25 protein-coding genes are annotated in these 25,601 nt (G+C 35.7%); 22 read left to right on the forward strand and 3 right to left on the reverse strand.

All coding sequences use genetic code 11. The annotated features are described in order from the left end of the window. Nucleotides 1–48 precede the first annotated feature (48 nt). The 12 genes from ACTSKG_RS01910 (at nt 49) to recO (ending at nt 10,612) form a co-directional block, all read left to right on the forward strand. Nucleotides 49–1,380 (forward strand): NfeD family protein, encoded by a 1,332-nt coding sequence (locus ACTSKG_RS01910; RefSeq protein ID WP_464756470.1) that lies wholly within the window; start codon nt 49–51, stop codon nt 1,378–1,380. Next, nucleotides 1,377–2,381: a flotillin-like protein FloA gene (floA, locus tag ACTSKG_RS01915; RefSeq protein ID WP_464756471.1), complete on the forward strand. Its 1,005-nt coding sequence runs from the start codon at nt 1,377–1,379 to the stop codon at nt 2,379–2,381. The genes ACTSKG_RS01910 and floA overlap by 4 nt, the downstream gene beginning before the upstream one ends. A 26-nt stretch (nt 2,382–2,407) precedes the next feature. After that, nucleotides 2,408–2,830, forward strand: a complete 423-nt coding sequence (locus tag ACTSKG_RS01920; RefSeq protein ID WP_464756472.1) for a hypothetical protein — start codon at nt 2,408–2,410, stop codon at nt 2,828–2,830. A 51-nt stretch (nt 2,831–2,881) separates the two neighbouring features. Next, entirely contained in the window at nt 2,882–3,118 is a 237-nt protein-coding gene (locus ACTSKG_RS01925) for a hypothetical protein (RefSeq protein ID WP_464756473.1), read from the forward strand. Nucleotides 3,119–3,120: 2 nt separating this feature from the next. Further along, on the forward strand, nt 3,121–4,227 hold the full coding sequence (locus ACTSKG_RS01930) for a sporulation protein YqfD (RefSeq protein ID WP_464756474.1): 1,107 nt from the start codon (nt 3,121–3,123) through the stop codon (nt 4,225–4,227). Next, nucleotides 4,224–5,183, forward strand: a complete 960-nt coding sequence (locus ACTSKG_RS01935) for a PhoH family protein (protein ID WP_464756475.1) — start codon at nt 4,224–4,226, stop codon at nt 5,181–5,183. Before ACTSKG_RS01930 ends, ACTSKG_RS01935 begins: the two co-directional genes overlap by 4 nt. A gap of 301 nt (nt 5,184–5,484) precedes the next feature. Next, a complete protein-coding gene (locus ACTSKG_RS01940; protein WP_464756476.1) occupies nt 5,485–7,596 on the forward strand; it encodes an HD family phosphohydrolase in 2,112 nt (703 codons plus the stop codon). An 18-nt stretch (nt 7,597–7,614) separates the two neighbouring features. Beyond that, nucleotides 7,615–8,100, forward strand: a complete 486-nt coding sequence (gene ybeY / locus ACTSKG_RS01945; protein ID WP_464756477.1) for an rRNA maturation RNase YbeY — start codon at nt 7,615–7,617, stop codon at nt 8,098–8,100. Then, a complete protein-coding gene (locus tag ACTSKG_RS01950; protein ID WP_464756478.1) occupies nt 8,087–8,452 on the forward strand; it encodes a diacylglycerol kinase family protein in 366 nt (121 codons plus the stop codon). Before ybeY ends, ACTSKG_RS01950 begins: the two co-directional genes overlap by 14 nt. 11 nt (nt 8,453–8,463) lie before the next feature. Then, nucleotides 8,464–8,871 (forward strand): cytidine deaminase, encoded by a 408-nt coding sequence (locus ACTSKG_RS01955; protein WP_464756479.1) that lies wholly within the window; start codon nt 8,464–8,466, stop codon nt 8,869–8,871. Next, entirely contained in the window at nt 8,858–9,778 is a 921-nt protein-coding gene (era, locus tag ACTSKG_RS01960) for a GTPase Era (protein ID WP_464756480.1), read from the forward strand. Before ACTSKG_RS01955 ends, era begins: the two co-directional genes overlap by 14 nt. 51 nt (nt 9,779–9,829) lie before the next feature. After that, entirely contained in the window at nt 9,830–10,612 is a 783-nt protein-coding gene (gene recO, locus ACTSKG_RS01965; protein WP_464756481.1) for a DNA repair protein RecO, read from the forward strand. 377 nt (nt 10,613–10,989) lie between these two features. Here the strand turns inward: recO and ACTSKG_RS01970 are convergent, their stop codons facing one another. Then, nucleotides 10,990–12,372, reverse strand: coding sequence for a glycine--tRNA ligase (locus ACTSKG_RS01970; protein WP_464756482.1), 1,383 nt, complete (start codon nt 12,370–12,372; stop codon nt 10,990–10,992). A 501-nt stretch (nt 12,373–12,873) separates the two neighbouring features. Here ACTSKG_RS01970 and ACTSKG_RS01975 point away from each other — a divergent pair. The 9 genes from ACTSKG_RS01975 to ACTSKG_RS02015 all read left to right on the forward strand — a co-directional run bounded on the left by ACTSKG_RS01975 (nt 12,874) and on the right by ACTSKG_RS02015 (nt 22,432). Continuing rightward, nucleotides 12,874–13,512 (forward strand): helix-turn-helix transcriptional regulator, encoded by a 639-nt coding sequence (locus ACTSKG_RS01975; protein WP_464756483.1) that lies wholly within the window; start codon nt 12,874–12,876, stop codon nt 13,510–13,512. Between the two features lie 11 nt (nt 13,513–13,523). Beyond that, on the forward strand, nt 13,524–14,333 hold the full coding sequence (locus ACTSKG_RS01980; RefSeq protein ID WP_464756484.1) for a pyruvate, water dikinase regulatory protein: 810 nt from the start codon (nt 13,524–13,526) through the stop codon (nt 14,331–14,333). Nucleotides 14,334–14,555: 222 nt separating this feature from the next. Beyond that, nucleotides 14,556–16,388: a DNA primase gene (gene dnaG / locus ACTSKG_RS01985; protein ID WP_464756485.1), complete on the forward strand. Its 1,833-nt coding sequence runs from the start codon at nt 14,556–14,558 to the stop codon at nt 16,386–16,388. A gap of 25 nt (nt 16,389–16,413) precedes the next feature. Next, nucleotides 16,414–17,538 carry an RNA polymerase sigma factor RpoD gene (gene rpoD, locus ACTSKG_RS01990; RefSeq protein ID WP_387584043.1) on the forward strand — a complete coding sequence of 375 codons (1,125 nt, stop codon included), beginning with the start codon at nt 16,414–16,416 and terminating at the stop codon, nt 17,536–17,538. A 641-nt stretch (nt 17,539–18,179) separates the two neighbouring features. Beyond that, the gene (locus ACTSKG_RS01995) at nt 18,180–18,743 is read left to right on the forward strand and encodes a hypothetical protein (protein ID WP_464756486.1); all 564 of its coding nucleotides are present in this window, start codon (nt 18,180–18,182) and stop codon (nt 18,741–18,743) included. Nucleotides 18,744–18,885: 142 nt separating this feature from the next. Continuing rightward, nucleotides 18,886–20,025: an acyl-CoA dehydrogenase family protein gene (locus ACTSKG_RS02000; protein WP_464756487.1), complete on the forward strand. Its 1,140-nt coding sequence runs from the start codon at nt 18,886–18,888 to the stop codon at nt 20,023–20,025. A 134-nt stretch (nt 20,026–20,159) separates the two neighbouring features. Next, nucleotides 20,160–20,534: a cytochrome c550 gene (gene cccA, locus ACTSKG_RS02005; protein WP_464756488.1), complete on the forward strand. Its 375-nt coding sequence runs from the start codon at nt 20,160–20,162 to the stop codon at nt 20,532–20,534. Nucleotides 20,535–20,616: 82 nt separating this feature from the next. Beyond that, a complete protein-coding gene (locus ACTSKG_RS02010) occupies nt 20,617–21,309 on the forward strand; it encodes a tRNA (adenine(22)-N(1))-methyltransferase (RefSeq protein WP_464756489.1) in 693 nt (230 codons plus the stop codon). Nucleotides 21,310–21,313: 4 nt separating this feature from the next. Beyond that, complete coding sequence (locus ACTSKG_RS02015; protein WP_464756490.1) at nt 21,314–22,432, forward strand: Nif3-like dinuclear metal center hexameric protein; 1,119 nt, start codon at nt 21,314–21,316, stop codon at nt 22,430–22,432. A gap of 57 nt (nt 22,433–22,489) precedes the next feature. Here the strand turns inward: ACTSKG_RS02015 and ACTSKG_RS02020 are convergent, their stop codons facing one another. Both ACTSKG_RS02020 and vrrA read right to left on the reverse strand, forming a co-directional pair. Continuing rightward, the gene (locus ACTSKG_RS02020) at nt 22,490–23,470 is read right to left on the reverse strand and encodes a 4-hydroxy-3-methylbut-2-enyl diphosphate reductase (protein WP_464756491.1); all 981 of its coding nucleotides are present in this window, start codon (nt 23,468–23,470) and stop codon (nt 22,490–22,492) included. A 66-nt stretch (nt 23,471–23,536) separates the two neighbouring features. Then, nucleotides 23,537–24,190: a VrrA/YqfQ family protein gene (gene vrrA, locus ACTSKG_RS02025; RefSeq protein WP_464756492.1), complete on the reverse strand. Its 654-nt coding sequence runs from the start codon at nt 24,188–24,190 to the stop codon at nt 23,537–23,539. A gap of 103 nt (nt 24,191–24,293) precedes the next feature. On the opposite strand from vrrA, the gene ACTSKG_RS02030 reads away from it, so the two are divergent. After that, nucleotides 24,294–25,592 (forward strand): DEAD/DEAH box helicase, encoded by a 1,299-nt coding sequence (locus ACTSKG_RS02030; RefSeq protein WP_464756493.1) that lies wholly within the window; start codon nt 24,294–24,296, stop codon nt 25,590–25,592. Nucleotides 25,593–25,601 lie beyond the last annotated feature (9 nt).

Here is a 25,601-nt window from a genome sequence, read left to right on the forward strand (position 1 = left end):
TCCTTTTACACCGTAAAGTATATATACATAAAGAAGGGAGGTTTAGAGATGAAATTTTCTCGGTATATTATTTCTTTTTCTCTATTATTTTTATCATTTATCATGATGGTACCGACAGTGACTTCTGCTGATGCTCCAATAGTATACAAAATACCAATTTATAAAGAAGTAGAAAGAGGATTATATGCTTTTTTAAAAAGATCCATTCATGAAGCAGAAGAAGCAGGCGCTGAAGCAATTATTTTAGAAATCAATACGCCTGGAGGATTTGTAGATTCCGCTGAAAGAATTGTCAATTTACTCGATTCTACATCTATTCGAAAGATCGCGTATATTAACTCGGAAGCGTTATCCGCCGGTGCTTATTTAGCTCTTCATACCGATGAAATTTATATGTCTCCTGGTGGAACAATAGGTGCTGCTGCTGTTATAGAAAGCAACGGAAATACTGCTGACAAAAAAGCAAACAGTGCCTGGAAAGCCAAGATGATTAATGCGGCGGAGTTAACCGGTAAAAATCCAATTTATGCACAAGCAATGGCAGATGAGTCGGTTCATCTACCAGAGTATAGGGCACCAAGCGGTGAATTGTTAACTCTTACATCTTCTGAAGCATTAGAGGTAGGCTATTCAAACGGAACCGTAAGATCTCTAAAAGAACTGCTAGAAGTAACAAATCTTGCTGATACACAAATAGTGAAAACAGAAGAAACTTTCACAGAACTACTGGCAAGATTTATTACTAACCCAATTGTTGTCCCAATATTACTATCTATTGCTAGTCTAGGGTTAATTGTAGAATTGTACTCTCCAGGGTTTGGTGTTGCAGGCACGATGGGCCTAATATCTTTAGTGCTTTTCTTTTTCGGTCATTTGGTAGCTGGTCTTGCTGGTTATGAAACGATTATTATTTTTGTTATCGGAGTTATATTAATAATAGCTGAATTCTACTTGCCGGGTGGAATAAGTGGTATATTAGGAGCAGCGGCTATTATTTTTAGTATAATTTTAGCTGGTGGTAATATTTTGCTAATGTGTATTTCTGTATTAATTGCTTTAACAGTAGCTATAGTGGGAATGGTGATTATTATGAAGTTTTTCGGAAAACAGTTGAAAGTGTTAAACAAGGTAATTTTGTCGGATGCAACAACCACAGAACAAGGGTATGTGTCTAACGAAAATAGGCTAGAGTTAATCGGAAAAATTGCCGTGACGATGACCCCTCTCAGACCTGCCGGAACTATACGTATAAATGACGAACGTATAGATGCGGTTTCGGATGGAAGTTTTGTAGAAAAGGATAAACATGTTATCATTATAAAAGTAGAGGGTTCTCGTATCGTTGTGCGAGAAGTTTCAAAAGGGGAGGAAATAGAATGATTATTAGTGGAGCTACGATTGGTATAATTGTGATCATTGTTTTAGCATTTATTTTGCTATCCGTGTTTTTCACATTTTTTCCAATCGCATTATGGATTTCAGCACTTGCAGCTGGAGTTAAAATTAGTATCTTTACGTTAGTAGGAATGAGATTACGTCGAGTAGTTCCATCACGCATTGTAAATCCACTTATTAAAGCGCATAAGGCAGGGTTGAACGTTGCAATCAATCAATTAGAAAGCCATTATTTAGCTGGTGGTAATGTAGACCGTGTTGTAAATGCTCTAATTGCAGCGCACAGAGCAAATATTGCACTAACATTTGAACGTGCTGCAGCAATTGATCTTGCAGGTCGTGACGTATTAGAAGCAGTACAAATGTCTGTAAATCCTAAAGTAATAGAAACTCCATTTATCGCAGGTGTTGCAATGAATGGGATTGAAGTAAAAGCGAAAGCTCGTATTACCGTTCGTGCCAATATCGATCGTTTAGTCGGTGGTGCTGGTGAAGAGACAATTGTAGCCCGAGTTGGTGAAGGGATAATTAGTACAATCGGTTCTAGTACAAGTCATGAACGAGTACTTGAAAATCCGGATTTAATATCTCAAACTGTATTAGCTAAAGGTTTAGACTCTGGAACTGCATTTGAAATTCTATCGATTGATATTGCGGATGTTGATATAGGTAAAAATATTGGTGCTGAACTGCAAACTGAACAAGCAGAAGCAGATAAGAAAATAGCACAAGCGAAGGCTGAAGAGCGTCGTGCAATGGCTGTTGCTTCCGAGCAAGAGATGAAAGCAAAAGTAGTTGAAATGCGCTCGAAAGTAGTAGAAGCTGAAGCTGAAGTTCCATTAGCTATGGCAGAAGCACTTCGTGAAGGTAACATCGGTGTAATGGATTACATGAACTATAAAAATATTCAAGCTGACACTAGTATGAGGGATTCAATTAGCAAAGTAGGTGGAGACAAACCTTCTACTGAGGAACTAAAAGACTAGTATATAGTGGAAAGGAGGTTTTCTCCTTGGGAAGTAGTATAATATTAATAGTTATTTCGTTAATCGTTAGTACTTTATTGAAGAAGAAAAAACAACCGGAGCAAGCTCCAACTAGAAGAGCTCAGCAAGTGAAGCCTTTTACGGAAAATCCATTTAAAGATCTTAAAGAATTTGCTAGAGACTTTATGGAAGAGCCAAAACAACAATTGGAAAGAAAAACTCCGATTGTTACAAAAACGCCAGTAGTAAGTGAGAAAGTTGTGCGTGAGGTCAGTAGGGATCAAGGGATTCCAAGATCTTCTGGGCGACTGTCAATTCATCAAACAAATAAGCTAGAAAAGAAAGAATATAAACCGACAATCACTCATATTTTACCTAGTTCCCAAGAAGAACTAGTAAGAGCTATTGTATTTTCAGAGATACTTGCACCACCAAAATCGAAAAGATAACTCATGAACACCCCTTTACATGCATAAAGTCATGTAAAGGGGTGTTTTTTTTTGAATAAACTATTTCCACTCCATGCGAGTATTATGATTGAAAATTTTAATGAGATTACATTAGATTACAAAGTTACTATTCATCGTTTGGAAAAAAATAACCTAGTTTGTTCTTACGATGACTTCCTTTTACAAATTGAGGCAGGCACTTTAGAGATAAAATCTCTTTCTATGGAACATCTACGAATAAATGTAGATGAACTTAAGTATTTTAAAATTACAAGGAAGGAAAAATAGTAATGCAACAACTTATACAAGTCAAAGTTCCCATAAAAACTGATCAACACCTATTATTTCAAAGACTATTTTCCGCCAATATTGAAATTTACCAAGTTTATAGTACGCAGCATTACCTTTTTTTCTCTATTCGTAAGAAGGATTTGGCAATTTTTCGAAAAGTGAGAAGATCATTACGAATTACTGTTCGATTAGAAGACAAGAAAAAGAAAGGCATAATCGCTACACACACGGTTTCGATTTTTGGTATAGTATTATTTTTTATAATTCCTGTAATTCTTGCTCAATTTATATGGAGTATTCAAATAGAGTCAGATTCACCTGAAAGTGATATTCTTCTCGCTGAAGAATTGAAGGTTATGAATATTAAAGAAAAGATGCGCACGACTAATTTACCCTCTGAACAAGAAATACGGCAAAAAATATTGTTAAAACACAAAGAATATTCTTGGGTTCATTTTACAAAATCAGGATCTAAATTTACTGTTAGTCCAATGTTAGCACCGATTAAAACAGAGCGGGAGATAAGAAATTTACCCCCAACACATCTAATTGCAAAAAGAAGTGGGGTTATTACTGACTTTGAACTTGTAAAAGGAGTAAGGGCCGTAGAAAAAAATGTCTCAGTTAACAAAGGGGATATATTAGTAAATGGATTTGTTACGCAAGGAGACAAAAGAATTATCACCAGTGCAGAAGGAAAAGTATTTGCTAATTATTGGCTTGAGCTTGAGTTTGAAATTCCCCAAACGGTCAGTTTTATGAAACCAAATGAGCGTAAACTGGTTATTCAGAAAAAAGGAAATAATAAACACAATTATTGGAAGGAGATTTCACTTCCAAGTCCACTTCAAAAGTATTTGGAGGTAGGGTATGTTAGAAATTTGGAGGAAGAGAGATTTTTATTAAATGAGCAATCGATGGAAAAATTAATTCGTCCTTTACTTTATCAAAAAATTTTCAATGAACTTCCAACTGGTACACAAATATTGGAGGATAAAATTTTACAGGTGACTATTCAAAATGATAAAGTAAAGGGGAAAGTATTGTTTTTAGTTAATGAGAATATTGCGATTCCACAAGTTATACCCCAAGGAGACGAAGCATGAGCGAACATACACAATTAGATATTAATTTGCAAAACCCAACGGAAGCAGTAATGCTTTTAGGTATATCAGATAAAAATCTAAAGCTTATTGAAGAGGAACTGAAAGTCCAACTTATTACCAGAGGAGAAACCATTAGGGTTGTTGGTGATGAAAAAAATGTGGAAGAAGCTAGGAAATTAATGGAACAACTTCTCTCGGTCATCCATAAAGGGATTAATATAAACTTACGGGATGTTACTTCCGCTATTGAAATGAGTTTAAATGGAACAATTGAATACTTTTCTGGACTATATGATGAAGAAATCGCAAGAAATACTAAAGGAAAAGCAATTCGCGCTAAAACAATTGGACAAAGAGAATATATACAAGGGATAAGACGTTTTGATTTAGCATTTGGAATTGGACCTGCTGGAACTGGGAAGACATATTTGGCAGTAGTAATGGCAACACAAGCGCTAAAAAATGCCCATGTTAAAAAAATCATTTTAACACGTCCAGCAGTTGAAGCAGGAGAAAGCTTAGGATTTCTACCAGGGGATCTAAAAGAGAAGGTAGACCCATATTTAAGGCCGTTATACGATGCGTTGCATGATGTATTAGGTTTGGAGCAGACAGAGAGACTTATTGAACGTGGTACAATTGAAATTGCCCCACTTGCATATATGAGAGGGAGAACATTAGATGATGCGTTTGTTATTTTAGATGAAGCACAAAATACAACAAAAGCACAAATGAAAATGTTTTTAACCCGTATGGGATTCGGTTCAAAAATGGTAATCACAGGAGATAAAACGCAAATTGATTTACCAAAAGGTGCTGAATCTGGTTTAATCATTGCTGAAAAAATATTAAAAAATGTATCTGGCATTCATTTTCAATATTTAGAACAAGGAGATGTCGTTCGTCATCCACTTGTCGCAAAAATTATACAAGCTTACGAAGAACAGCAGTCTTAAAATAGACTCTTTTCAGACTGTAGGATTTCTCGATATAAGTCGAGTATTCCTACAGTCATTTTTATATTAATAAATAAATCGAGTCCGTTCACCGCTAATGCGAGAGCACTTTAGTTAAGATACCTAATTCATTCCGGTAATGATGTAGCCCAACTTGTCCAGCCCTCGGGAAACGATTGAAAATAGGTTTTTGTACTTAAAGGGTGACTGCGTTTTTCATATGCAAATTTGGAATTATTTTTATATCATTCTAAAAGTAAGGTATAATGGAGTTACCAGTTATAAGGGAGATGAGAGACAAGTGAATTCTATCTTAGTGAAAATGAAAGAATGGCGCAATTATAAACATCTCCCATTAGTTATTATTTTTTTTACTGCTATTATTATGTTTTTCTTATTAATAGGAAATGTAAAAGAAAGTACTTATGATATTAAAGAATATCAATTATCACCTGAAACAATTAGATCCGTCAAAACGATGGAAGATAGTATCAAAACAGAACAAGATCGCGAGAAAGTAGCTTCCGAGATTCAACCATATTATCAATTCCAGGAAGAAACCGCTGATAACCAAGCTGCGATTATTCGCTCTATTTTCGATAGCGTTATTGAAATTAAGAAAGAAGTAATTCCTCCAGAAGAAGGAGAGAATAAAACAAGTCAACTCAATAAATTAAAAAATGAAATGGAAAAGATTGCCGATAATGCTAGCTATGTGTATTTAAGTGATGATGCGTTAACTGCTTTACTAAGTCAAAGCACATCTACTCTAACTACATCTAGTGAAACCCTTATTACCTTTGTGAAAGAAGAGTTAAATGAAAGGATTCGCTTAGAAAATATTCCCGAAAAGAAAAAGGAGTTAGAGGACAAAGTTAGAAAATATTTTAAATATTCTCCTCCATATATGAATGCTCTCGTATCAATAGCTCGTTTTAGTATAGTTGAAACAGAAATCGAAAATAAAGAGTTAACGAAGCAACGTTTAGAACAAGCAAAAGCAAGTGTAGACCCTACAAGAATTTTACAAGGTCAAATCCTAGTTCAAAAAGGCGAAATAATTGATCGTGAAGTTTTTAGACAACTGAAGTTATTAGGAATGCTTACAAATAAATCTTCCTATAAACCTCTGATTGGAGTTGCACTATTTGTATTGTTAACAATGTGGATTTTGTATAGTCAAACAATAAGTGGTAAAAATAATGCAATTGAAAGTTCTAAATCCTTACTGGTAGTCATGTTTAGTTTGTTTGTATCCGTATTAATGATGAATGTTTTACAGTATATTGCCAATAATTTTGATGTAGTCATAGCTTTTATTTTTCCAACAGCAATAGTGTCGATGCTCGTTTACCTTTTAGTTAATGAGAGAATTGCTTTTATAACGACCATTATTATTGCAGCCTATGCTGGTTTTATATTTCAAGAAGGTTATACAAATGTTTTTCAAATGGAAATTTCACTATATATATTATTTGGTGGAATCGCTGGGATTTTTGCATTACAAAGAATGCAGCATAATTCTCAAATTTTTCGTTCAAGTTTAATGGTTTCAACCGTTAATCTAGCGTTTATTTTATTTTATTTATTAATGACAAAAACGACATATGGAATAACTGACTTATTATTTTATATTGGAGCAGCAATCTTATCTGGTGTATTATCTGGAGCCTTAACAATAGGGATACTACCATTTTTTGAATCTGCATTTGGGATTCTCTCCACGATGAAACTAATAGAATTATCAAATCCCAATCATCCGTTACTGAAAAAAATATTAACTGAAACACCTGGAACGTATCATCATAGTGTAATGGTTGCAAATTTAGCGGAAGCGGCTTGCGAGGCAATAGGAGCTAATGGATTACTGGCTAGAGTTAGTTGCTATTATCATGATATTGGGAAAACGAAAAGGCCAGGTTTTTTTATTGAAAACCAAATGAATGGTTATAATCCACATGATAATTTACCTCCAGAAGCAAGTCGTGATATTATTATAGCTCATGCTGTAGATGGAGCGAATATTTTACGCAAACATAAAATGCCGAAAGAAATCGTAGATGTGGCTGAACAACATCATGGGACAAGTTTATTGAAGTTCTTTTATTACAAAGCAAAAGAACAAAAAGAAGATGTGAAGGAAAAAGATTTTAGGTATATGGGTCCAAAACCACAAACGAAAGAAAATGCTATTATTTCGGTAGCGGATAGTATAGAAGCTGCTGTTCGTTCAATGAAAGAACCAAACGCAGAAAAAGTTCATTCATTAATAGAATCAATAGTAAAAGATAAGCTTCAAGACGGACAGTTTGATGAATGCGACTTATCTTTACGAGAAATAAAGACAATGAAAGAGAGCTTCTATACAACTATGAATGGGATTTTTCATTCTCGAATAGAGTATCCTAAATAACAAAAAGGTGGTACAAAGATGCTAGAACTGGATTTAATGGATGAGACTAACACTTTAACTGCAGAAACGATGGAACTTGTTGAAAAGGTATTGCAATTTGCTGCCCAACAACAAGCAATAAAAGATGGAAGTGAAGTTAGTGTAACATTTGTTACAAATGAAGCTATCCAGGATATCAATCGCACGTATCGCAATAAAGATGTTCCTACGGATGTGATATCCTTTGCCATGGAGGAAATGGGTGAAGGAGAAATAGAGATAAAAAATGCTGATATGCCAATGCTTTTGGGAGATATAGTTATCTCAGTAGAACGTGCAAACGAACAAGCTGAATCGTATGCCCACACATTTGAGAGAGAGCTTTGTTTTTTAGCTGTTCACGGATTCCTACATCTACTTGGATATGATCATGGAACGAAAGAGGAGGAACAAGTAATGTTCGGTCTTCAAGAAACAATATTACAAGCTTTTGGTTTGAAACGTGAAGGCCATGGACATTCCTAAGTTTTTAAAGTCCTTTAAATATGCTTCTCACGGCATCATACACGTCATAAAAAGCGAACAAAATTTTCGCTTTCATTTATTAGCAGCAGTCATTGTATTAATAGCAAGTATAATAACTGAATTATCGAGATTTGAGTGGATAATAATAATTATGTTAATAAGTGGCATGTTCATGATAGAATTAGTAAATGCGTCTATAGAACGAGTTGTAGATCTAGCATCACCTGACTATCACAAGCTTGCTCTGCAAGCAAAAGATTTGGCGGCAGGTGCATGTCTCGTGTATGCAATATGTAGTGCTATTGTAGGTTTGATCATATTTATCCCCAAATGGTGGGGAATCTTATTTTAGAGGTGAAAAGGTTGAATAAAAATAATTTAATGGAATCTTCCAAAACAGCAAGAGAGAAAGCATATGTACCTTATTCTAAGTTCCCAGTGGGAGCAGCATTATTAACAACAGATGGGGAAGTAATCCATGGTTGTAATATTGAAAATGCATCTTTTGGTTTAACCAATTGTGCAGAAAGAACAGCCATTTTCAAAGCTGTTTCAGAAGGAAAGAATAAATTTGCTGCAATTGCAGTAGTTGCCGATACAGAAGGTCCTGTATCACCATGTGGTGCTTGCAGACAAGTATTAGCTGAGTTTTGCGATGGCAATATGCCTGTTTACTTAACCAATTTAAAGGGAAATGTATTAGAAACAACTGTTTCAGAACTTCTACCTGGCGCCTTTACAACGGAGGATTTAGACTATGCTTCAAAATAATAAGGGCTTTAAATCAGGTTTTATCTCAATTATAGGTAGACCTAATGTTGGGAAATCTACTTTTTTAAATCGAGTAGTTGGACAAAAAATTGCTATTATGAGTGACAAACCACAAACAACCCGTAACAAAGTACAAGGTGTTTTAACGTTAGAAAAAAGTCAAATGATTTTTATCGACACGCCAGGTATTCATGTACCAAAACATAAGCTTGGGGATTTCATGTTAAAAGTTGCCAAAAATACATTGCGTGAAGTGGATGTAATAATATTTATGGTTAACGCTACAGAACCAAGAGGAAAAATTGATGAATTAATTATGGATATGCTTGAAAATAACGAGACACCTGTTTTTCTTGTCATCAATAAAATAGATCAAATTCACCCAGATGAATTGATTAATGTAATTAACTCGTATAAATCGAAATATGATTTTGCAGAAATCATTCCTATCTCTGCATTACAAGGAAATAATGTAGAGAGATTACTCGAAACAGTTCAAACATATTTGCCAGAAGGTCCTCAATACTATCCAGCAGATCAGGTAACGGACCATCCAGAACGTTTTATCATTTCTGAATTAATTCGAGAAAAAGTGCTCCATTTGACACGCGAGGAAATTCCACATTCAATAGCAGTTATCATTGATAAAATAAAAAAAGAAGAGGATACAGAGAAAGACATGATCCGTGTGATGGCAACCATCGTTGTGGAAAGAGATTCTCAAAAAGGAATTGTAATCGGTAAAAAAGGAGCTTTGTTGAAAGAAGTTGGAACAAGAGCCCGCCAAGATATCGAAATGTTACTTGGTTCAAAAGTTTACTTGGAGTTATGGGTAAAAGTTCAAAAAGACTGGCGCAATAAGTCTGCCCACTTAAAGGATTTCGGTTTCAGAGAAGATGAATATTAAGTAGATCAGAGCTGAGTTTTATACAGACGATATAGAAGGAAGGGAAGGCGATTGCTCCAGAAAATAGAAGGGATAGTCTTACGAGCTTCTTCTTATGGAGAAACGGATAAGATTGTTACGATTTTTTCCAGAGAACTTGGAAAAAGAGCAGCGATGGCTCGTGGAGCAAAAAAACCTACGAGTCGTTTGTCCTCCATTTCACAGCCTTTTACGTATGCCTACTTTTTAGTCCAACAAGGAAGAGGCATGGGGACTCTTCAACAAGGTGAAATCATCGATTCGATGCGGTCTATTCGTGAAGATATATTCACTACTGCCTATGCCAGTTTTATAATGGAACTAGTAGATAAATTAATCGATGATGAGTCTCCAAAGCCTCATTTATTTACAATATTACAACAGGCACTTCAAGCTATTTCAGAAGATTATGATCCAGAAGCGATCAGCCTATTTGTAGAATGGAAGCTATTACCTACAGCAGGGATTTATCCAGTACTACATCAGTGTTCGAATTGTGGTGCAACAGATGGTGAGTTCGCATATTCTTTTTCTCAAATCGGATTTTTATGTCATCGTTGCTTTTCAATAGATCCATATTTGATTAGGCTGACGCCTTCACAAGTAAAACTTATTCGTACTTTTTATACAGTACCAATTGATCAAGTAGGAAAGCTGACTTTAAAAAAAGAAACAAAAGGTTTTATAAAAAAAATTATACGCACTATTTATAGCGAACAAGTTGGTCTCCGTTTAAAATCACAAGGATTTCTTGACCAAATGGAGAAAACCCCTGAATTTTATACACCAAAAGCAGATCCAAGTGTAGAAGAATAACTCTTCTTCCTTGGATCTATTTTCATGGTGTTATCTATCCAGCCTTAGAAACTTCAACCGCTGGTAAAGAGGGGGTATGTGCTCCTAAACAAACAACGTTTGCCCCATGGATAAATGCCCATAGAAATTTTAACCGCCCGTAAAAAGGTGCTATGTGCCCCTAAACGACCACCATTAGAGCTTAGGAGAAGCTAAATAGAAGCTAAATGCCCATAGATACTTTATCCGCCCTAAAAGAGGTACTATGTAGGCATTAAAAATCCCTATCGCCATTAAGCTAACAGAAATAGCGTATGCAAGAGGGTGTCATTGTCTTGGAATCTCCAAATTCAAATAAAAATCCTGAGCAGACTATTGTCTGCTCAGGATTAATTACATTAAAATTGCAAATGACTTTCGATATATGATTTTACATCAGAAATTGGCATTCTTGTTTGTTCCATTGAATCACGGTGACGTACTGTTACTTGATTATCTGTTTCTGAATCGAAATCATATGTGATACAGAATGGAGTACCAATCTCATCTTGGCGACGGTAACGCTTACCAATGGATTGAGATTCATCGTAGTCAACCATAAAGTGTTTGCTTAAGTCTGAGAACAAAGCAGTAGCACCTTCTGATAACTTTTTAGACAAAGGTAAAATTGCTGCCTTTACTGGTGCCAATGCAGGGTGGAAGCGTAATACAGTTCGAGTATCATCGCCATCTAGTTGTTCCTCATCAAACGCTTCACAAAGGAATGCAAGCGTAACACGGTCAGCGCCTAAAGAAGGTTCGATACAATAAGGTACATAACGTTCATTCGTTATTGGATCGATGTAGTTAAAGTCTTCACCGGAATGCTCCATATGTTGTTTTAAGTCAAAGTCTGTTCTATCTGCAATACCCCAAAGCTCTCCCCACCCGAATGGGAATTTATATTCGATATCTGTAGTTGCGTTAGAGTAATGAGAAAGTTCATCTTCCGAATGGTCACGCAAGCGAATGCTATCTTCTGAAACACCTAAGTTTAATAACCACTCTTTACAATAGTTACGCCAGAATTCAAACCATTCCATATCCTCACCAGGTTTACAGAAGAACTCTAATTCCATTTGTTCAAATTCTCTTGTACGGAAAGTGAAGTTACCTGGAGTAATTTCGTTACGGAAACTTTTTCCTACTTGTGCAATTCCGAAGGGCATTTTTTTACGCATGGAACGCTGCACATTTTTGTAGTTTACAAATATCCCTTGTGCTGTTTCAGGGCGTAGAAAAATTTCGTTTGTAGATGCTTCAGTTACACCTTGAAATGTTTTAAACATTAAGTTGAACTGGCGAATTTCTGTGTAATCAAAAGCCCCACATGATGGACATACAACATCGTGTTCTTTCATAATTTCTTCCATTTTTTCGAATGAAAGACCATCAATAACCATTTCGATTCCTTTTTTATCAAGTGCATCTTCGATAATTTTATCAACACGATGACGCGATTTACATTTTTTGCAGTCAATCATTGGATCATTAAAGTTTCCGATATGACCAGAAGCTACCCATGTTTTTGGATTCATTAGTATTGCAGCGTCCAAACCAACATTGTAGGGGGATTCTTGTACAAATTTTTTCCACCAAGCTTTTTTAACATTGTTTTTTAGCTCTACACCAAGGGGACCGTAATCCCAAGTGTTTGCCAGACCACCATAAATTTCAGAACCTGGGAAAACAAATCCTCTTTGTTTTGCTAAACTAACTACATTTTCCATTGTTATCTTCATTTGAAAACCTCCATTTTTTATATGCTTTTAAAAGTGAGCAATAAAAAACTCGTCTCCGGGCCAAATTAGCCCGGGGACGAGTAATATACCCGCGGTTCCACCCCGATTGATTGTAAAAATACAATCCTCTTTAAAAGCATAAGCTCTGAGCTGCCTTTTCCTGTATCGTGGTCTTTCACCAACACCACTCGCTTTTATTTACAGTACTTATTATTCTCTTCAACGCTTTATTATTTGTTGATATTGTAACATGAGCCTGTGTACATAGCAATAATAGGATGAAAAGGTTGGAGTATAAAATTTATTGTGTTTTGAAATAAATTCTTATAAGACGATAGACAATCCTACCCGATATACAGTACCGAGTAAGTAGAATAGTCCACTTCTTCATTTACTAAGTTCCTTTGTTCATCGTATAGTTGGCAAATTGAAGATCAAGTTGCACAGAAACGGTGAATTTGTGCTACAATAATTGGGTATTAAGTATAACACTTTGAGGCGGTGAGTCCGATCGAACTCAACAAACGGCAAAACGAGATTTTGGACATTGTTAAAGGAAACGGCCCCATTACAGGTGAACAAATTGCAGAACGACTTCATTTAACAAGGTCTACGTTAAGACCTGATCTTGCAATTTTAACGATGGCAGGCTTTCTAGATGCACGTCCACGAGTTGGTTATTTCTATTCAGGGAAAAAAACAAGTCAAACTATTTCGGATAATATTGCACAAATGCTTGTAAAAGATTTTCAGTCTATACCAGTTGTTGTAGAAGAAAGCATGACAGTTTATGATGCAATATGCCATATGTTTTTAGAAGATGTAGGATCATTATTTGTAGTCGATAAAAAATCATTATTATCTGGAGTACTTTCTAGGAAGGACTTCTTACGAACAAGCATTGGTAATCAGGACCTAAATAAAATTCCAGTTCATATGATAATGACAAGAATGCCTAATATCACGTACTGTACGAAAGAAGATACAATTATAGATGCTGCAAATAAATTGATGTCTCGACAAATCGACTCATTACCTGTTGTAAAAATGCGAAAAGATGGTTTAGAGGTAGTTGGAAGAATAACGAAGACGAATATCACACGTGCTTTCCTATCATTAGCCGATGATCATGATCTGTGAGGGGGAAAACTATGAAAATGCTTAATCTATTTATCATCTCAGATTCTATTGGAGAAACTGGTGAACTAGTGGCCAAAGCTGCAATAAGTCAATTTAGACCCGGTCTACAACATACAAAATTGAAAAGATTTACACATATTGATTCACTCGACCATATTAAAGAAATTACTGAGCTTGCTAAAGAGCAAGATGCAATTATACTATATACACTTGTTCAAACTAATATGAGGGATGCATTAATACATTACTGTAAACTATATCAATTAGAATCTGTTGATCTAATTGGCCCGGTAATTAATTTACTTGGGAATAATCTAGGTGAAAGACCATTTGAAGAACCTGGATTAGTACGAAAATTAGATGAGGACTATTTCAAGAAAATTGAAGCAATAGAATTTGCAGTGAAATATGATGATGGAAGAGATCCACGGGGTTTACTACAAGCAGACATTGTTCTAGTTGGTGTTTCTAGAACATCCAAAACACCACTATCACAATATTTGGCGAACAAAAGATATAAAGTCGCAAATGTACCACTTGTTCCAGAAGTTGAGCCGCCGGAGGAACTATTTCAAGTGGATCCTGAAAAATGCTTTGGACTTGTTATTACACCAGAAAAGCTTAATTCAATTAGAAAAGAAAGATTAATAGCAATTGGATTAAACGATGATGCTAGTTATGCTAAAATAGAACGGATAAATGATGAAATAAAACACTTTGATAAAATTGTTAAAAAAATAGGTTGCAGAGTGATTGACGTGACGAATAGAGCTGTAGAAGAGACTGCGAATGTAGTAATAAATCACATCTTACAAAAATAATTTCATGAAAAAGAACCGATTCACATTTGTGAAAAGGTTTTTTTGTATTGTGTATCGAATAAAGTAATAGATTAATAAATTGAAATGATTTATAATTATTATTTGTGGAAAAAAGAATATTTTATCTATGAAACTTTTTTTATGAATTATTTTGTCGATTCTTGCAGGAATTTTATTAAGTCTCTCGAATTTAATCAAATAGCAAGTAAAGATGGTGAAATAATGACCAATCGTATAGAAGAAGAACTTATCGAACAAGTTAGAAATAACAACGATATTGTGGATGTAGTTAGTGAATATGTTCAACTAACGAAAAGAGGGAGAAACTATTTCGGTTTATGCCCTTTCCATGGAGAACAAACACCATCGTTTTCAGTTACTCAAGAAAAACAGATTTTCCATTGTTTTGGTTGTGGTGCAGGTGGTAATGTTATTACATTTTTAATGGATATCGAAAATCTTTCATTTCACGATGCTGTCAGTAAGCTTGGAAGTCGAATAGGATTAACGATAGAAGAAAGTTCCTCAAAGAGTTCAGAAGCAAAAACACCCATCTCAAAAGAAGTAACCATTATGAAAAAAGCACATGAATTTGCTTGCGAATATTTTCATCACTTACTTCTTCATACAGAGGAAGGGGAAAATGCATTAAATTACTTAGAGGAAAGAGGGTTTTCAAAAGAAATTATTGAAAAGTACAAAATAGGCTGGTCCCTTCCAAATTGGGATGCACTAACTACCTTATTAGAGCGAAAAGGTATGGATTTAAAGGAAATTGAGAAAACTGGGCTCATTATCCGAAAAGAAAATGAATTGAAGTATTTCGACCGTTTTAGAGGTAGAATAATGTTTCCTGTTTTTGATGAAAGTGGTCATGTTATTGCATTTTCGGGGAGAATCCTTATTAAATCCGAAAATGAAGCAAAATATTTAAATAGTCCAGAATCGCCTATTTTCCAAAAAAGCCAGGTACTTTATAACTTAGATAAAGCTCGATCAGACATTAGAAAGCAACGAAACGTAGTCGTTTTTGAAGGTTTCTTAGATGTTATAGCAGCCACAAAAGCGGGTATAATTAATGGAGTTGCAACAATGGGTACTGCATTGACGTCTCATCATATAATAAAACTTAACAGATTAACATCCAATGTTACGCTTTGTTATGACGGTGATAAGGCTGGTATGGAAGCTGCTAAAAGAGCTGCTACATCCCTTCAAGCTCAAAATATTCAAACGGAAGTAGCAATTATTCCCGATGCTATGGATCCAGATGATTATATTAAAAACTTTGGTGAAGACGCTTTTCGCACTAAAATTATTGAAAAGCCGCACTCCTATTTATCTTTTATGATGATTGTTTCTAAAAGGGACAAGAATTTTAATAATGAAAATGATACTTTGCAGTATATTCAAGAAATATTGGAAATACTGAGTGAAAGGAATTCTTCCGTAGAGCGCGATTTATATATTCGTCAACTTTCACAGGAAACAAATGTTTCAGAAGAAGCAATCTATCAACATTTACGAAAACTTCAAGGGAAAAAAGCAACTCAATCTAAAAGTCAACCTACTTCGTCTCTCCAAATAAATACGGAGATGAGAAAAAAGAAGAGAACATTAACAGCTGATGAAAGAGCAGAAAGAATACTACTTTCCCATATGCTTCACAATGCTCAAGTAATTGATATAGCTCGAAATAATTCTGGGGAACAATGTTTTATAAGAGATGCTTATGAAGCAGCTTATGTTCGATTATCAGGATTTTATGAAGATTATCCAGAAGGAGATTTTCAGCGCTTCTTAGAAGTAATAAACGATGTAGAATTAAAAAAAATAGTTATGGAAGCAGCGCTCTCAGAACGTGATCCAGATCATGAAACAGAGGAAGTCATGGACTGTTTGCGCCATATTAGAAAATACCGGGTTGAGCAACAAATTGAACAAAAGTTAAATGAAGCAAAAGAAGCAGAGAAAATGAGCGATATGATAAAGGCTCTACAATTTGCTCAAGAAGCTATACAGTTAAAAAAATCATTAGCAACTTTTGAGAAATAATCCGGTAGCAAAAGGAGGAATTCTTATGGCGGACAAGTCTGAACGTACAAAAGAAACTGAAGCAGAAATTACATTAGAAGAAGCTAAAAAACAATTAATCGAATTAGGTAAAAAAAATGGTGAGTTGACTTACCATGATATTGCAGAAAAACTTGCACATTTTGAATTAGAGTCTGATCAGATTGAAGAATTCATCGATCATTTAGAAGGAAAAGAAATCGAACTTAGCCGAAAAGATGGGGACGAAGAGGATTTAGATCGTTTGATGAAAGGGAAAGAAGAAACTTTCGATTTAAATGATTTGAGTGTACCACCTGGTGTTAAAATAAATGATCCTGTACGAATGTATTTAAAAGAAATCGGACGTGTTGATTTATTAAAGGCATCGGAAGAAATTGCATTAGCTGAACGAATTGAAAAAGGTGATGAAGAAGCAAGAAAACGTCTAGCGGAAGCAAACCTACGATTAGTTGTAAGTATTGCGAAGCGGTATGTAGGACGCGGTATGCTGTTTTTAGATTTAATTCAGGAAGGTAATATGGGGCTTATTAAAGCTGTTGAAAAATTTGATCATCGTAAGGGATTCAAATTTAGTACGTATGCAACTTGGTGGATTAGACAAGCAATTACACGCGCGATTGCTGACCAAGCGAGAACAATTCGTATTCCAGTTCATATGGTTGAAACAATTAATAAGTTAATCAGAGTTCAACGTCAATTACTTCAAGACTTGGGCCGTGAGCCATCTCCGGAAGAAATTGGAGAAGAAATGGATTTGCCACCTGAAAAGGTAAGAGAAATTTTAAAAATTGCTCAAGAACCAGTTTCTCTTGAAACTCCAATTGGGGAAGAGGACGATTCGCATTTAGGTGACTTTATAGAAGATGCTGATGCACAATCTCCATCGGACCATGCGGCTTATGAACTTTTAAAAGAACAGCTAGAAGACGTTTTGGATACACTTACGGACCGCGAAGAAAATGTATTACGTTTACGGTTTGGTTTAGATGATGGTCGTACAAGAACATTAGAAGAAGTGGGGAAAGTGTTTGGTGTAACGAGAGAACGTATTCGTCAAATCGAAGCGAAAGCACTTCGTAAACTTCGCCATCCTTCTAGAAGTAAACGTCTAAAAGACTTCTTAGAATAAATATAAGGCATCTTTGGATAGGTTTCGGAAATGTCCTAAAAGAGAGGCAGGTAGTGATGTTATTCACTACCTGCCTTTTATATCTGGATATAACCAAAGTCTGTCCAATATCATCTTGAAACGTTTGATAATGGTTTTGTACTTACAGGGTGCTCTTTCGCTTTGAGATGAAAAGGTTAAATTTCGTTGCAAGAGGTCACTTGTACACCGGCAAGACTCTAGCCGCTACTATACTCCTGCGCAAGCTCGTCAAAGAAATTAGTTTCTTTATCCAAACCAAACACATCATGTCCTCACATATTCCAAGAGAGCGACGGACAAACAACCGTCACAAGATTACCGAAAAAAGAGGATCTGGAAGTGACTCAGTTACTTCCAGATCCTCCATAAAAGACTTCGTTAATAGTGTAGCCAATGTTTCGTCCAAAGTACTCTGGAAATAGTAAAGACAAGATGCACTTAAAGGATGCTTGCGTTTTTCTTATTTTCTATCTATATGAAAATGAATGAGAATATAGGCTAACTCGAATTATGATTGAATTTATCTACAACCTGAGGAATCCTAGTTTGAAGGATGTCTTTTTTCTAATTCTCCGAAATGTTATACTAATGACAATTGCCACATGAAACGAGGACGAGTAATGTCACTTCAACGTAAGCAAATAATAGTAAATGAAATAACTTTTTGGAAGCAAAATAAGCTTTTACCCGAACATTATTGTGATTTCTTAATAGCTCTATATGCACAAGGCGAAAGTACAGAAATAGAAGAGAAAGAAAGTTCTTCTAAAGCAATTTTAGCGAAAGATAGAAAAAACAAAATCATCCTTTACACTATACTTGGAGTAGTTACAGCAATATTAATAGCCCTACTTATATTTGTTACTTCATACGTATTCCTTCCAATTATAGTTTCAGGTATAGCAATATTCGCATTTTTATACATAGCTATTAAATTGGCAAAAAACAAATCTATAATGTCACCATTGATAATGGTGTGTTCTGCATTATTATTGTTAGCGATTTCTTTTAAAGTTTGGGAAGCCTATTTTATAAGTTATCCATTGGTATTAATTTGTTTAATCATTGGAAACTGTTTAATTTGGCTATTTTCGGGACTCCTCTTAAAGTTAGCTTATTTTAGTATTTCTGGCATTATCGGTTCAGCATTTATTTTATTTTATTTCTTTCGTTTTTACCTTTGAGGTTACAATTCTTTTATTTTTATAAGTGTTCACAGATTAATATATTGTCTGTTGGTATGTTATATTTATAACTGTGATTTTGCATTCTTTTTAGTATAATAAGAATGTAAGCGTTTTTTTATTTACAAAGGGGATGGAAGAAATGAATTTTGATTTAACACAAGAACAACAAATGATTCGTAAGATGATCCGTGAATTTGCGGATGAGGTTGTAGCTCCAGGTGCTATTGAGCGCGACAAAACAAAAGAATTTCCGAAAGAAATCTTCAAACAGTTAGCTGACATGGGGATGATGGGCCTACCGTTTGCAGAAGAGTATGGAGGAGCAGGTGCTGACACTGTCAGTTTTGCAATTGTGACAGAGGAATTAAGTCGGGCATGTGCTTCGACTGGTATTACATACTCTGCGCATATTTCACTTGGTGGAGCACCACTTAATTTATTTGGAACAGAAGAGCAAAAACAAAAATATTTAGTTCCAATATGTACTGGGGAATCATTCGGTGCATTTGGACTAACAGAACCTAACGCCGGGTCTGATGCAGGAGGTACTCAAACAACTGCAAAAGAAGATGGAAACGACTTTGTAATTAATGGAAATAAGGCGTTTATAACAAATGCCAGCTATGCAAAACATTTGGCGTTAACAGCAATCACCGATGTAAAAGATGGGCAGAAAGAAATCTCTGCTATTATTGTACCTACTGATGCAGAAGGTTTTACAGTTATAGATAATTATGAAAAAATGGGATTAAACGCTTCCAATACAACTGAATTGGTACTAGAAAATGTACGCGTTCCACAAGAAAACTTACTTGGTAAAAGAGGAAATGGTTTTAGACAATTCTTAGTTACGCTTGATGGTGGAAGAATTGGAATTGGTGCTATGGCTGTTGGTATTGCTCAAGCAGCTTTAGATCGTGCACTTAAATATTCGAAAGAAAGAAAACAGTTTGGTAAAACACTTTCTGAATTTCAAATAACTCAATTTAAGTTAGCAGATATGGCTATGAAAATCGAACTTGCTCGAAATATGGTGCATAAAGCTGCTTGGTTAAAGGACCAAGGACGTGCTTTCGGTAAAGAGGCTTCCATGTGTAAATTATACGCTTCGGAAATTGCAATGGAAGTAGCGGATCAGGCGGTTCAAATACATGGTGGTTACGGCTATATGAAAGAATATGAAGTAGAACGTTTTATGAGGGACGCTAAGCTTTTAGAAATAGGAGAAGGAACGTCTGAAGTACAGCGTATGGTTATTGCAAGACATATTGGTTGTTAATCGAATTTATGTCCAAATTGTCACAATACAGGAAAAACCCTCTTTAGGACTTTTCGTTTTCATAAGAATGCAGTACAATATTAGTGTTGACTAATTCTATGTTAGAATGAATGTATCAAGAAGGAGGGTTAAGTATGAAAAAGAATCCAATTATTCCATTTATCTTAATTATGGCATTTGGTATCGGACTAATTTTCTTCTTATCTATTGAAGGTGTAAATAATAAAGAAGAAATAGCAGCTAATGAAGCAGCTAAAAATGGCGGAGAAGAAGTTGCATCTACTGAGGAATTTGATCCTGCTACATTTGCACAAGGAAAATGTATCGCATGTCACGGTGGAAACTTTGAAGGACAAGGTGGAGCACCATCACTAGTAGCTACTAAATTATCTGAAGATGAAATTAAAGGTGTTTTAGCTAATGGTAGAGGTGGAATGCCAGCTGGATTAGTTCCTGCTGAACACATCGACGCTATGGCAGCTTGGGTTAAATCTTTAGGTGAAAAATAATAATTGTAAAAAGACCTCTGATTCTTAAAAAGAATCGAGGTCTTTTTTTATTTTTGCTATAATGTATGATGAGGTGTATAAATTGAATGCAAAAAATTTATCAGAACGTTTGAAACAGGTAGCGTCATTTGTCGAAGAAAATACAATACTTGCGGATATTGGTAGTGACCATGCCTATTTACCGTGTTACTTAGTCCATACTGGGAAAATAACTACATCAATAGCTGGTGAAGTAGTAAAAGGGCCTTATGAGTCTGCCCTCAAACATGTAAAAAGTGAAGGCTTAGAAAAACAAATAGACGTACGTTTTGGTAATGGGTTAGAAGTTATTCGAACAGAAGACCATGTCCAAACGATTACTATAGCAGGTATGGGGGGACCTCTTATTGCCTCTATATTAGAAGCAGGAAAAGAGAAGCTTGAAACAGTAGAAATGTTAATTTTACAGCCTAATATTCATGCTAAAGCAATTCGGGAATGGGCAATAGAAAATAACTGGAATATTTTTGATGAAGCAATATTAGAAGAGCATAATAAAATTTATGAAATTCTTGTTCTTAAAAAAGGAACGATGAACCTTACCAATCAAGAGTTATTACTAGGACCTTATTTGATGAAGTATAAAACGGAAATATTTATCAAAAAATGGACTAATGAAATAAAAGAGTGGCAACGAATAATTGATCAACTAAACAAAATAGCTTTCACTACAGAAGTGGAACAAAAAAAAGCGGAACTAGAACAAAAAATTGCAATTGTGGAGGGAACGTTATAAAAGCATGAAGAAAACAAACGGTCAACAAATTATTTCCTTATTTGAACAATGGGCTCCTAAGTCACTAGCAGTCGAAGGAGATCCAATTGGCCTTCAAATAGGGACATTAAATAAACCGGTTTCCAAAGTACTTGTGACATTGGATGTAAATCAAAAAATAGTAGATGAAGCAATTGAACAACAATGTGAATTAATTATTGCTCACCATCCTCCGATATTTCGGGGATTAAAGAATATGCGAACAGATTTACCGCAAGGAAGTTTAATCGAAAAATTAATCAAACATGATATCGCTGTGTATGCGGCCCATACAAATTTAGACATAGCTGAAGGTGGAGTGAACGATTTACTTGTAAATTGCCTTCAGTTAGAAAATGTGGAAACTTTAGAAAAAACAACAGCCGAGATTCTAATGAAATTAGCGGTTTTCACACCAAAAGATTCCACTGAACGAGTTAGGAATTCTTTAGCAAATGCAGGAGCAGGAAAAATAGGGGGGTATACGAACTGTAGTTTTACTTCTGAAGGGGAGGGTAGATTCAAACCTTCTGAAAATGCAACCCCTTATATTGGGGAAGCAAATAAACTGACTATTGTTGAGGAAGAAAAAATTGAGGTTGTCTTTCCGGAGACGTTTAAAAATCGTATATTGAAAGCTTTATTTTCCGCACATCCATATGAAGAGCCAGCATATGATTTGTTCTATTTGAATATAGAAGTAAATGAAAAAGGGCTTGGGAGAGTGGGAACATTACCAAATTCAATTACTTTATATGAGTATGCACAAATTGTTAAGAACCAATTACAAGTGCCCTTTGTACGTGTTGTGGGGGATTTAGATAGAAAGGTACAAAAGGTTGCGGTATTAGGTGGAGATGGCAATAAGTATATTCAGAGTGCTAAAAGAGCTGGTGCTGATGTATTTATTACTGGAGATTTATATTTCCATACCGCTCAAGATGCAGAAGCTGTTAATCTAGCTGTCATTGATCCTGGGCACCATATAGAACAGATTATGAAAGTAGGAGTTGCGGATTATATGACTGCAGTTTGTGCAGATAGTAAACTGTCAGTGGAATTTATCCCCTCAAAACTTTCAACTGAACCATTTCAACTTATTTAAACAAAGAGTATCATGGCAAAAAAAATAATAAGAGCTGCTTCCGAGGAAGCAGCTCTTTTATTCGTTTATTGGGTAAGGCTCAATACGAGTAACAGGTTTTGGTACCTTAATTTTTGGTAATATTTTCTCTGGAAGTACTCTTTTAGTTCTATCATGTGTAGATGAATCTGTCGGATTATATTGCTCTAAAAACTGAATGACTTCTTTCACGATTGGAGTAGGAGTAGAAGCTCCAGCAGTAACCGCAACGTGTTTTACATTTTCTAGCCACTCCAGTTTGATTTCGGAAATATCACCAACACGATAAGATGGAGTTCCCGCAATTTCTTCGGAAACTTGTGTTAATCTGTTAGAGTTATTACTCATTGGATCCCCTACTACTATTAAAAGATCAGCTTCTCCAGCTTGTTCTGCAACTGCTTCTTGTCTTACTTGCGTAGCAAGACAGATTTCTTTATGAACTTCGATATGAGGGAATTTATCTTCCAACTTTTTCATCATATGCACTACATCCCATTGAGACATCGTAGTTTGATTTGTAACAAGAAGCTTATCCGTTTTTAATATTAAACTATCAATATCTTCTAAAGTTTGCACAAGATGAACCCTATCAGGAGCTACGCCAATAGCTCCTTCTGGTTCTGGATGTCCCTTCTTCCCAATGTAAATAATGTCATAACCTTCAGCTGTTTTTTCTCTTATTAAGTCATGCGTCACCGTAACATCTGGGCAAGTTGCATCTATTGAGACTAAACCTCTTTTACGTGCTAGTTCCTTCACTTCAGGAGAAACGCCATGTGCAGTAAAAATTACTGTGCCTTTATCTACTTTGGAAAGAATATCTAAGCGATTTTCACCATCTAACGTGATGATACCGTCCTTTTCAAATGCATCCGTTACATGTTTATTATGAACTATCATTCCTAATATATAAATTGGTCTAGGAAGAGATATATCTAAAGCTGCGTTACGTGCAATAACCATTGCATCTACAACCCCATAACAATATCCTCTTGGAGAAATTTTTTGTACAAACATTGTGAGAACTCCCTTCAATACGAGCATACTCCTATTATAGCTGAGCTCCTGAATGAATTCAAAACTTTAAAATGGTGGTTGGAATATTCGAGGTAAGGATGCACCGGTTGAAACGGCGGTTGTGGTAGCTTTAGCAACGGAAGGGGCACTTGCTACTGCAGCCCTGGCAGTGGTTGCACCAGTTGCAGCCGTAGCAGCCGTTGCAGCTGTAGCAGCATTAGGTAGTGATTGAAACCCCTTGTAGAGCTTCCAAAGTGCTGGCATGTTTTGGAGCATAGGTGCGTACTGTCTAACCATCGGAGTAATCTGTTGTGCAGTATTTAAAAACTTATCTGCAGTTTGTAAATAGGAAGCTGCCTTACTTGGAGTAGCGGCTTGCTGAAAGCCCCCTTGACTTCCTGCACCTCCGAAAACCCCGGCACCAACTGGCCCTCCACCTCCATGTCCTCCAGCACCTCCTGGTCCTCCGTGTCCTCCTGGTACTCCATGCCCCCCAGCACCTCCGAACCCCTGTGCACCTGTTGGTCCCCCAGGATTTCCTTGTTGTAAACCACCAAAAAGGCGGCCAAAGAAATTGTTCGGTTGAGTTCCCTGTGCATTATGGGGGTGGCCAAACATATTTTGAGAAGGTGAAGGAGTGTTTGCGGATGGAGGTCTATTAAAATTAAAGAACTCATTCATCCTATTTTGAGAAAACGGATAAAAAGACTCATAGCGCATTTTATTCATCTCCTTTCATCAAAGTGAGTCCTTCTATTCTATGCAAATTATACGTTTTATGTACAATCGTGGTACAATAAAGAAATGTGAGGGAGGGACTCAAATGTCCAAATATACAGATTATAACTTTCAGCCTTTTTTACAAAACGCAATCGAGAAATTAGGCTTTCAAGAACCAACGCCGATACAAAAGGAAATAATCCCGTTAGTTTTAAAGGGAAAAAGTGCTATTGGTCAGGCACATACTGGAACAGGAAAAACACATAGTTTTTTGATCCCAATTGTTGAAAAAATAGATGCTAGTAAACAAGAAGTACAAGCAATTATTACATCACCAACAAGAGAGCTTGCAACTCAAATTTATAAAGAGTTGAATAAGCTTGTAGAAGGTACAGAAATACAAACAAAATTGTTTATTGGTGGAACGGACAAAGCACGTTCAATCGAGAAATTGAAAACTCAACCACAAATTGTAGTAGGGACACCAGGACGAATTCGTGATCTAACAGTTGAACAAGCGTTACTTGTGCATACCTCGAACATTCTAGTAGTGGACGAAGCAGATTTAGCATTTGATTTAGGGTTTATAACTGAAATTGATCAATTTGCATCTCGTATGCCTGAACAACTAGAGATGTATGTATTCTCCGCAACTATTCCTGAAAAGTTGCAACCATTTTTGAAGAAATATATGGATTCACCAGTCCATATTAAAATGGGAAGTAAACGCCCAGTTGCAGATGGAATAGAGTTCATTGTTACACCAGTACGTAGTAAATCAAGAAAAAAACGTTTATTAGATGTTATTGAAGGTATTAACCCGTACTTAGCTATTATTTTTGCAAACACGAAGCAACATGCAGATGAAGTGGCTAATTACCTAGAAGGAAATGGAATTAAAGTAGGGGTAGTACACGGAGATATCTCACCAAGAGACCGTAAACGTGTCATGAAGCAAATTCATGACTTAGAGTTCCAATATATTGTAGCTACTGATTTAGCAGCACGTGGAATTGATATTCCAGGTGTAAGTCATGTTATTAACTATGAAATTCCGGATGATTTAGAATTTTTTGTCCACCGTGTCGGAAGGACTGCACGTGCTGGATTAACGGGTACGGCCATTACATTATACGAACCATCAGATGAAGATGCATTGGTACGTCTTGAAAAAATGGGAATTCCTTTAGAGCATAAGGATGTTGTAAAAGGGGAATGGACAGATTTAAAAGAAAGACATGCTCGGAAAAACCGTACAAAAAATGAAAATGAAATTGATGCAATAGCGAAATCATTAGTGCGTAAGCCTAAAAAAGTAAAACCTGGCTATAAACGTAATATGAAATGGGAAATGGATAAAGTTAAGAAAAGAGAACGTCGGATTAAAAACCGTAAGAAATAAGGGGGTATT

The sequence above is a fragment of the Psychrobacillus syltrankelensis genome, from assembly GCF_055454035.1.

Bases quoted from the DNA above. Each gene is read 5' to 3' on its own strand.
- ACTSKG_RS01910 (WP_464756470.1), top strand. From the start codon at position 49: ATGAAATTTTCTCGGTATATTATTTCTTTTTCTCTATTATTTTTATCA.
- floA (WP_464756471.1), top strand. From the start codon at position 1,377: ATGATTATTAGTGGAGCTACGATTGGTATAATTGTGATCATTGTTTTA.
- ACTSKG_RS01930 (WP_464756474.1), top strand. From the start codon at position 3,121: ATGCAACAACTTATACAAGTCAAAGTTCCCATAAAAACTGATCAACAC.
- ACTSKG_RS01935 (WP_464756475.1), top strand. From the start codon at position 4,224: ATGAGCGAACATACACAATTAGATATTAATTTGCAAAACCCAACGGAA.
- ybeY (WP_464756477.1), top strand. From the start codon at position 7,615: ATGCTAGAACTGGATTTAATGGATGAGACTAACACTTTAACTGCAGAA.
- ACTSKG_RS01950 (WP_464756478.1), top strand. From the start codon at position 8,087: ATGGACATTCCTAAGTTTTTAAAGTCCTTTAAATATGCTTCTCACGGC.
- era (WP_464756480.1), top strand. From the start codon at position 8,858: ATGCTTCAAAATAATAAGGGCTTTAAATCAGGTTTTATCTCAATTATA.
- ACTSKG_RS01970 (WP_464756482.1), bottom strand. From the start codon at position 12,372: ATGAAGATAACAATGGAAAATGTAGTTAGTTTAGCAAAACAAAGAGGA.
- ACTSKG_RS01980 (WP_464756484.1), top strand. From the start codon at position 13,524: ATGAAAATGCTTAATCTATTTATCATCTCAGATTCTATTGGAGAAACT.
- dnaG (WP_464756485.1), top strand. From the start codon at position 14,556: ATGACCAATCGTATAGAAGAAGAACTTATCGAACAAGTTAGAAATAAC.
- rpoD (WP_387584043.1), top strand. From the start codon at position 16,414: ATGGCGGACAAGTCTGAACGTACAAAAGAAACTGAAGCAGAAATTACA.
- ACTSKG_RS01995 (WP_464756486.1), top strand. From the start codon at position 18,180: ATGTCACTTCAACGTAAGCAAATAATAGTAAATGAAATAACTTTTTGG.
- ACTSKG_RS02000 (WP_464756487.1), top strand. From the start codon at position 18,886: ATGAATTTTGATTTAACACAAGAACAACAAATGATTCGTAAGATGATC.
- cccA (WP_464756488.1), top strand. From the start codon at position 20,160: ATGAAAAAGAATCCAATTATTCCATTTATCTTAATTATGGCATTTGGT.
- ACTSKG_RS02015 (WP_464756490.1), top strand. From the start codon at position 21,314: ATGAAGAAAACAAACGGTCAACAAATTATTTCCTTATTTGAACAATGG.
- ACTSKG_RS02020 (WP_464756491.1), bottom strand. From the start codon at position 23,470: ATGTTTGTACAAAAAATTTCTCCAAGAGGATATTGTTATGGGGTTGTA.
- vrrA (WP_464756492.1), bottom strand. From the start codon at position 24,190: ATGCGCTATGAGTCTTTTTATCCGTTTTCTCAAAATAGGATGAATGAG.
- ACTSKG_RS02030 (WP_464756493.1), top strand. From the start codon at position 24,294: ATGTCCAAATATACAGATTATAACTTTCAGCCTTTTTTACAAAACGCA.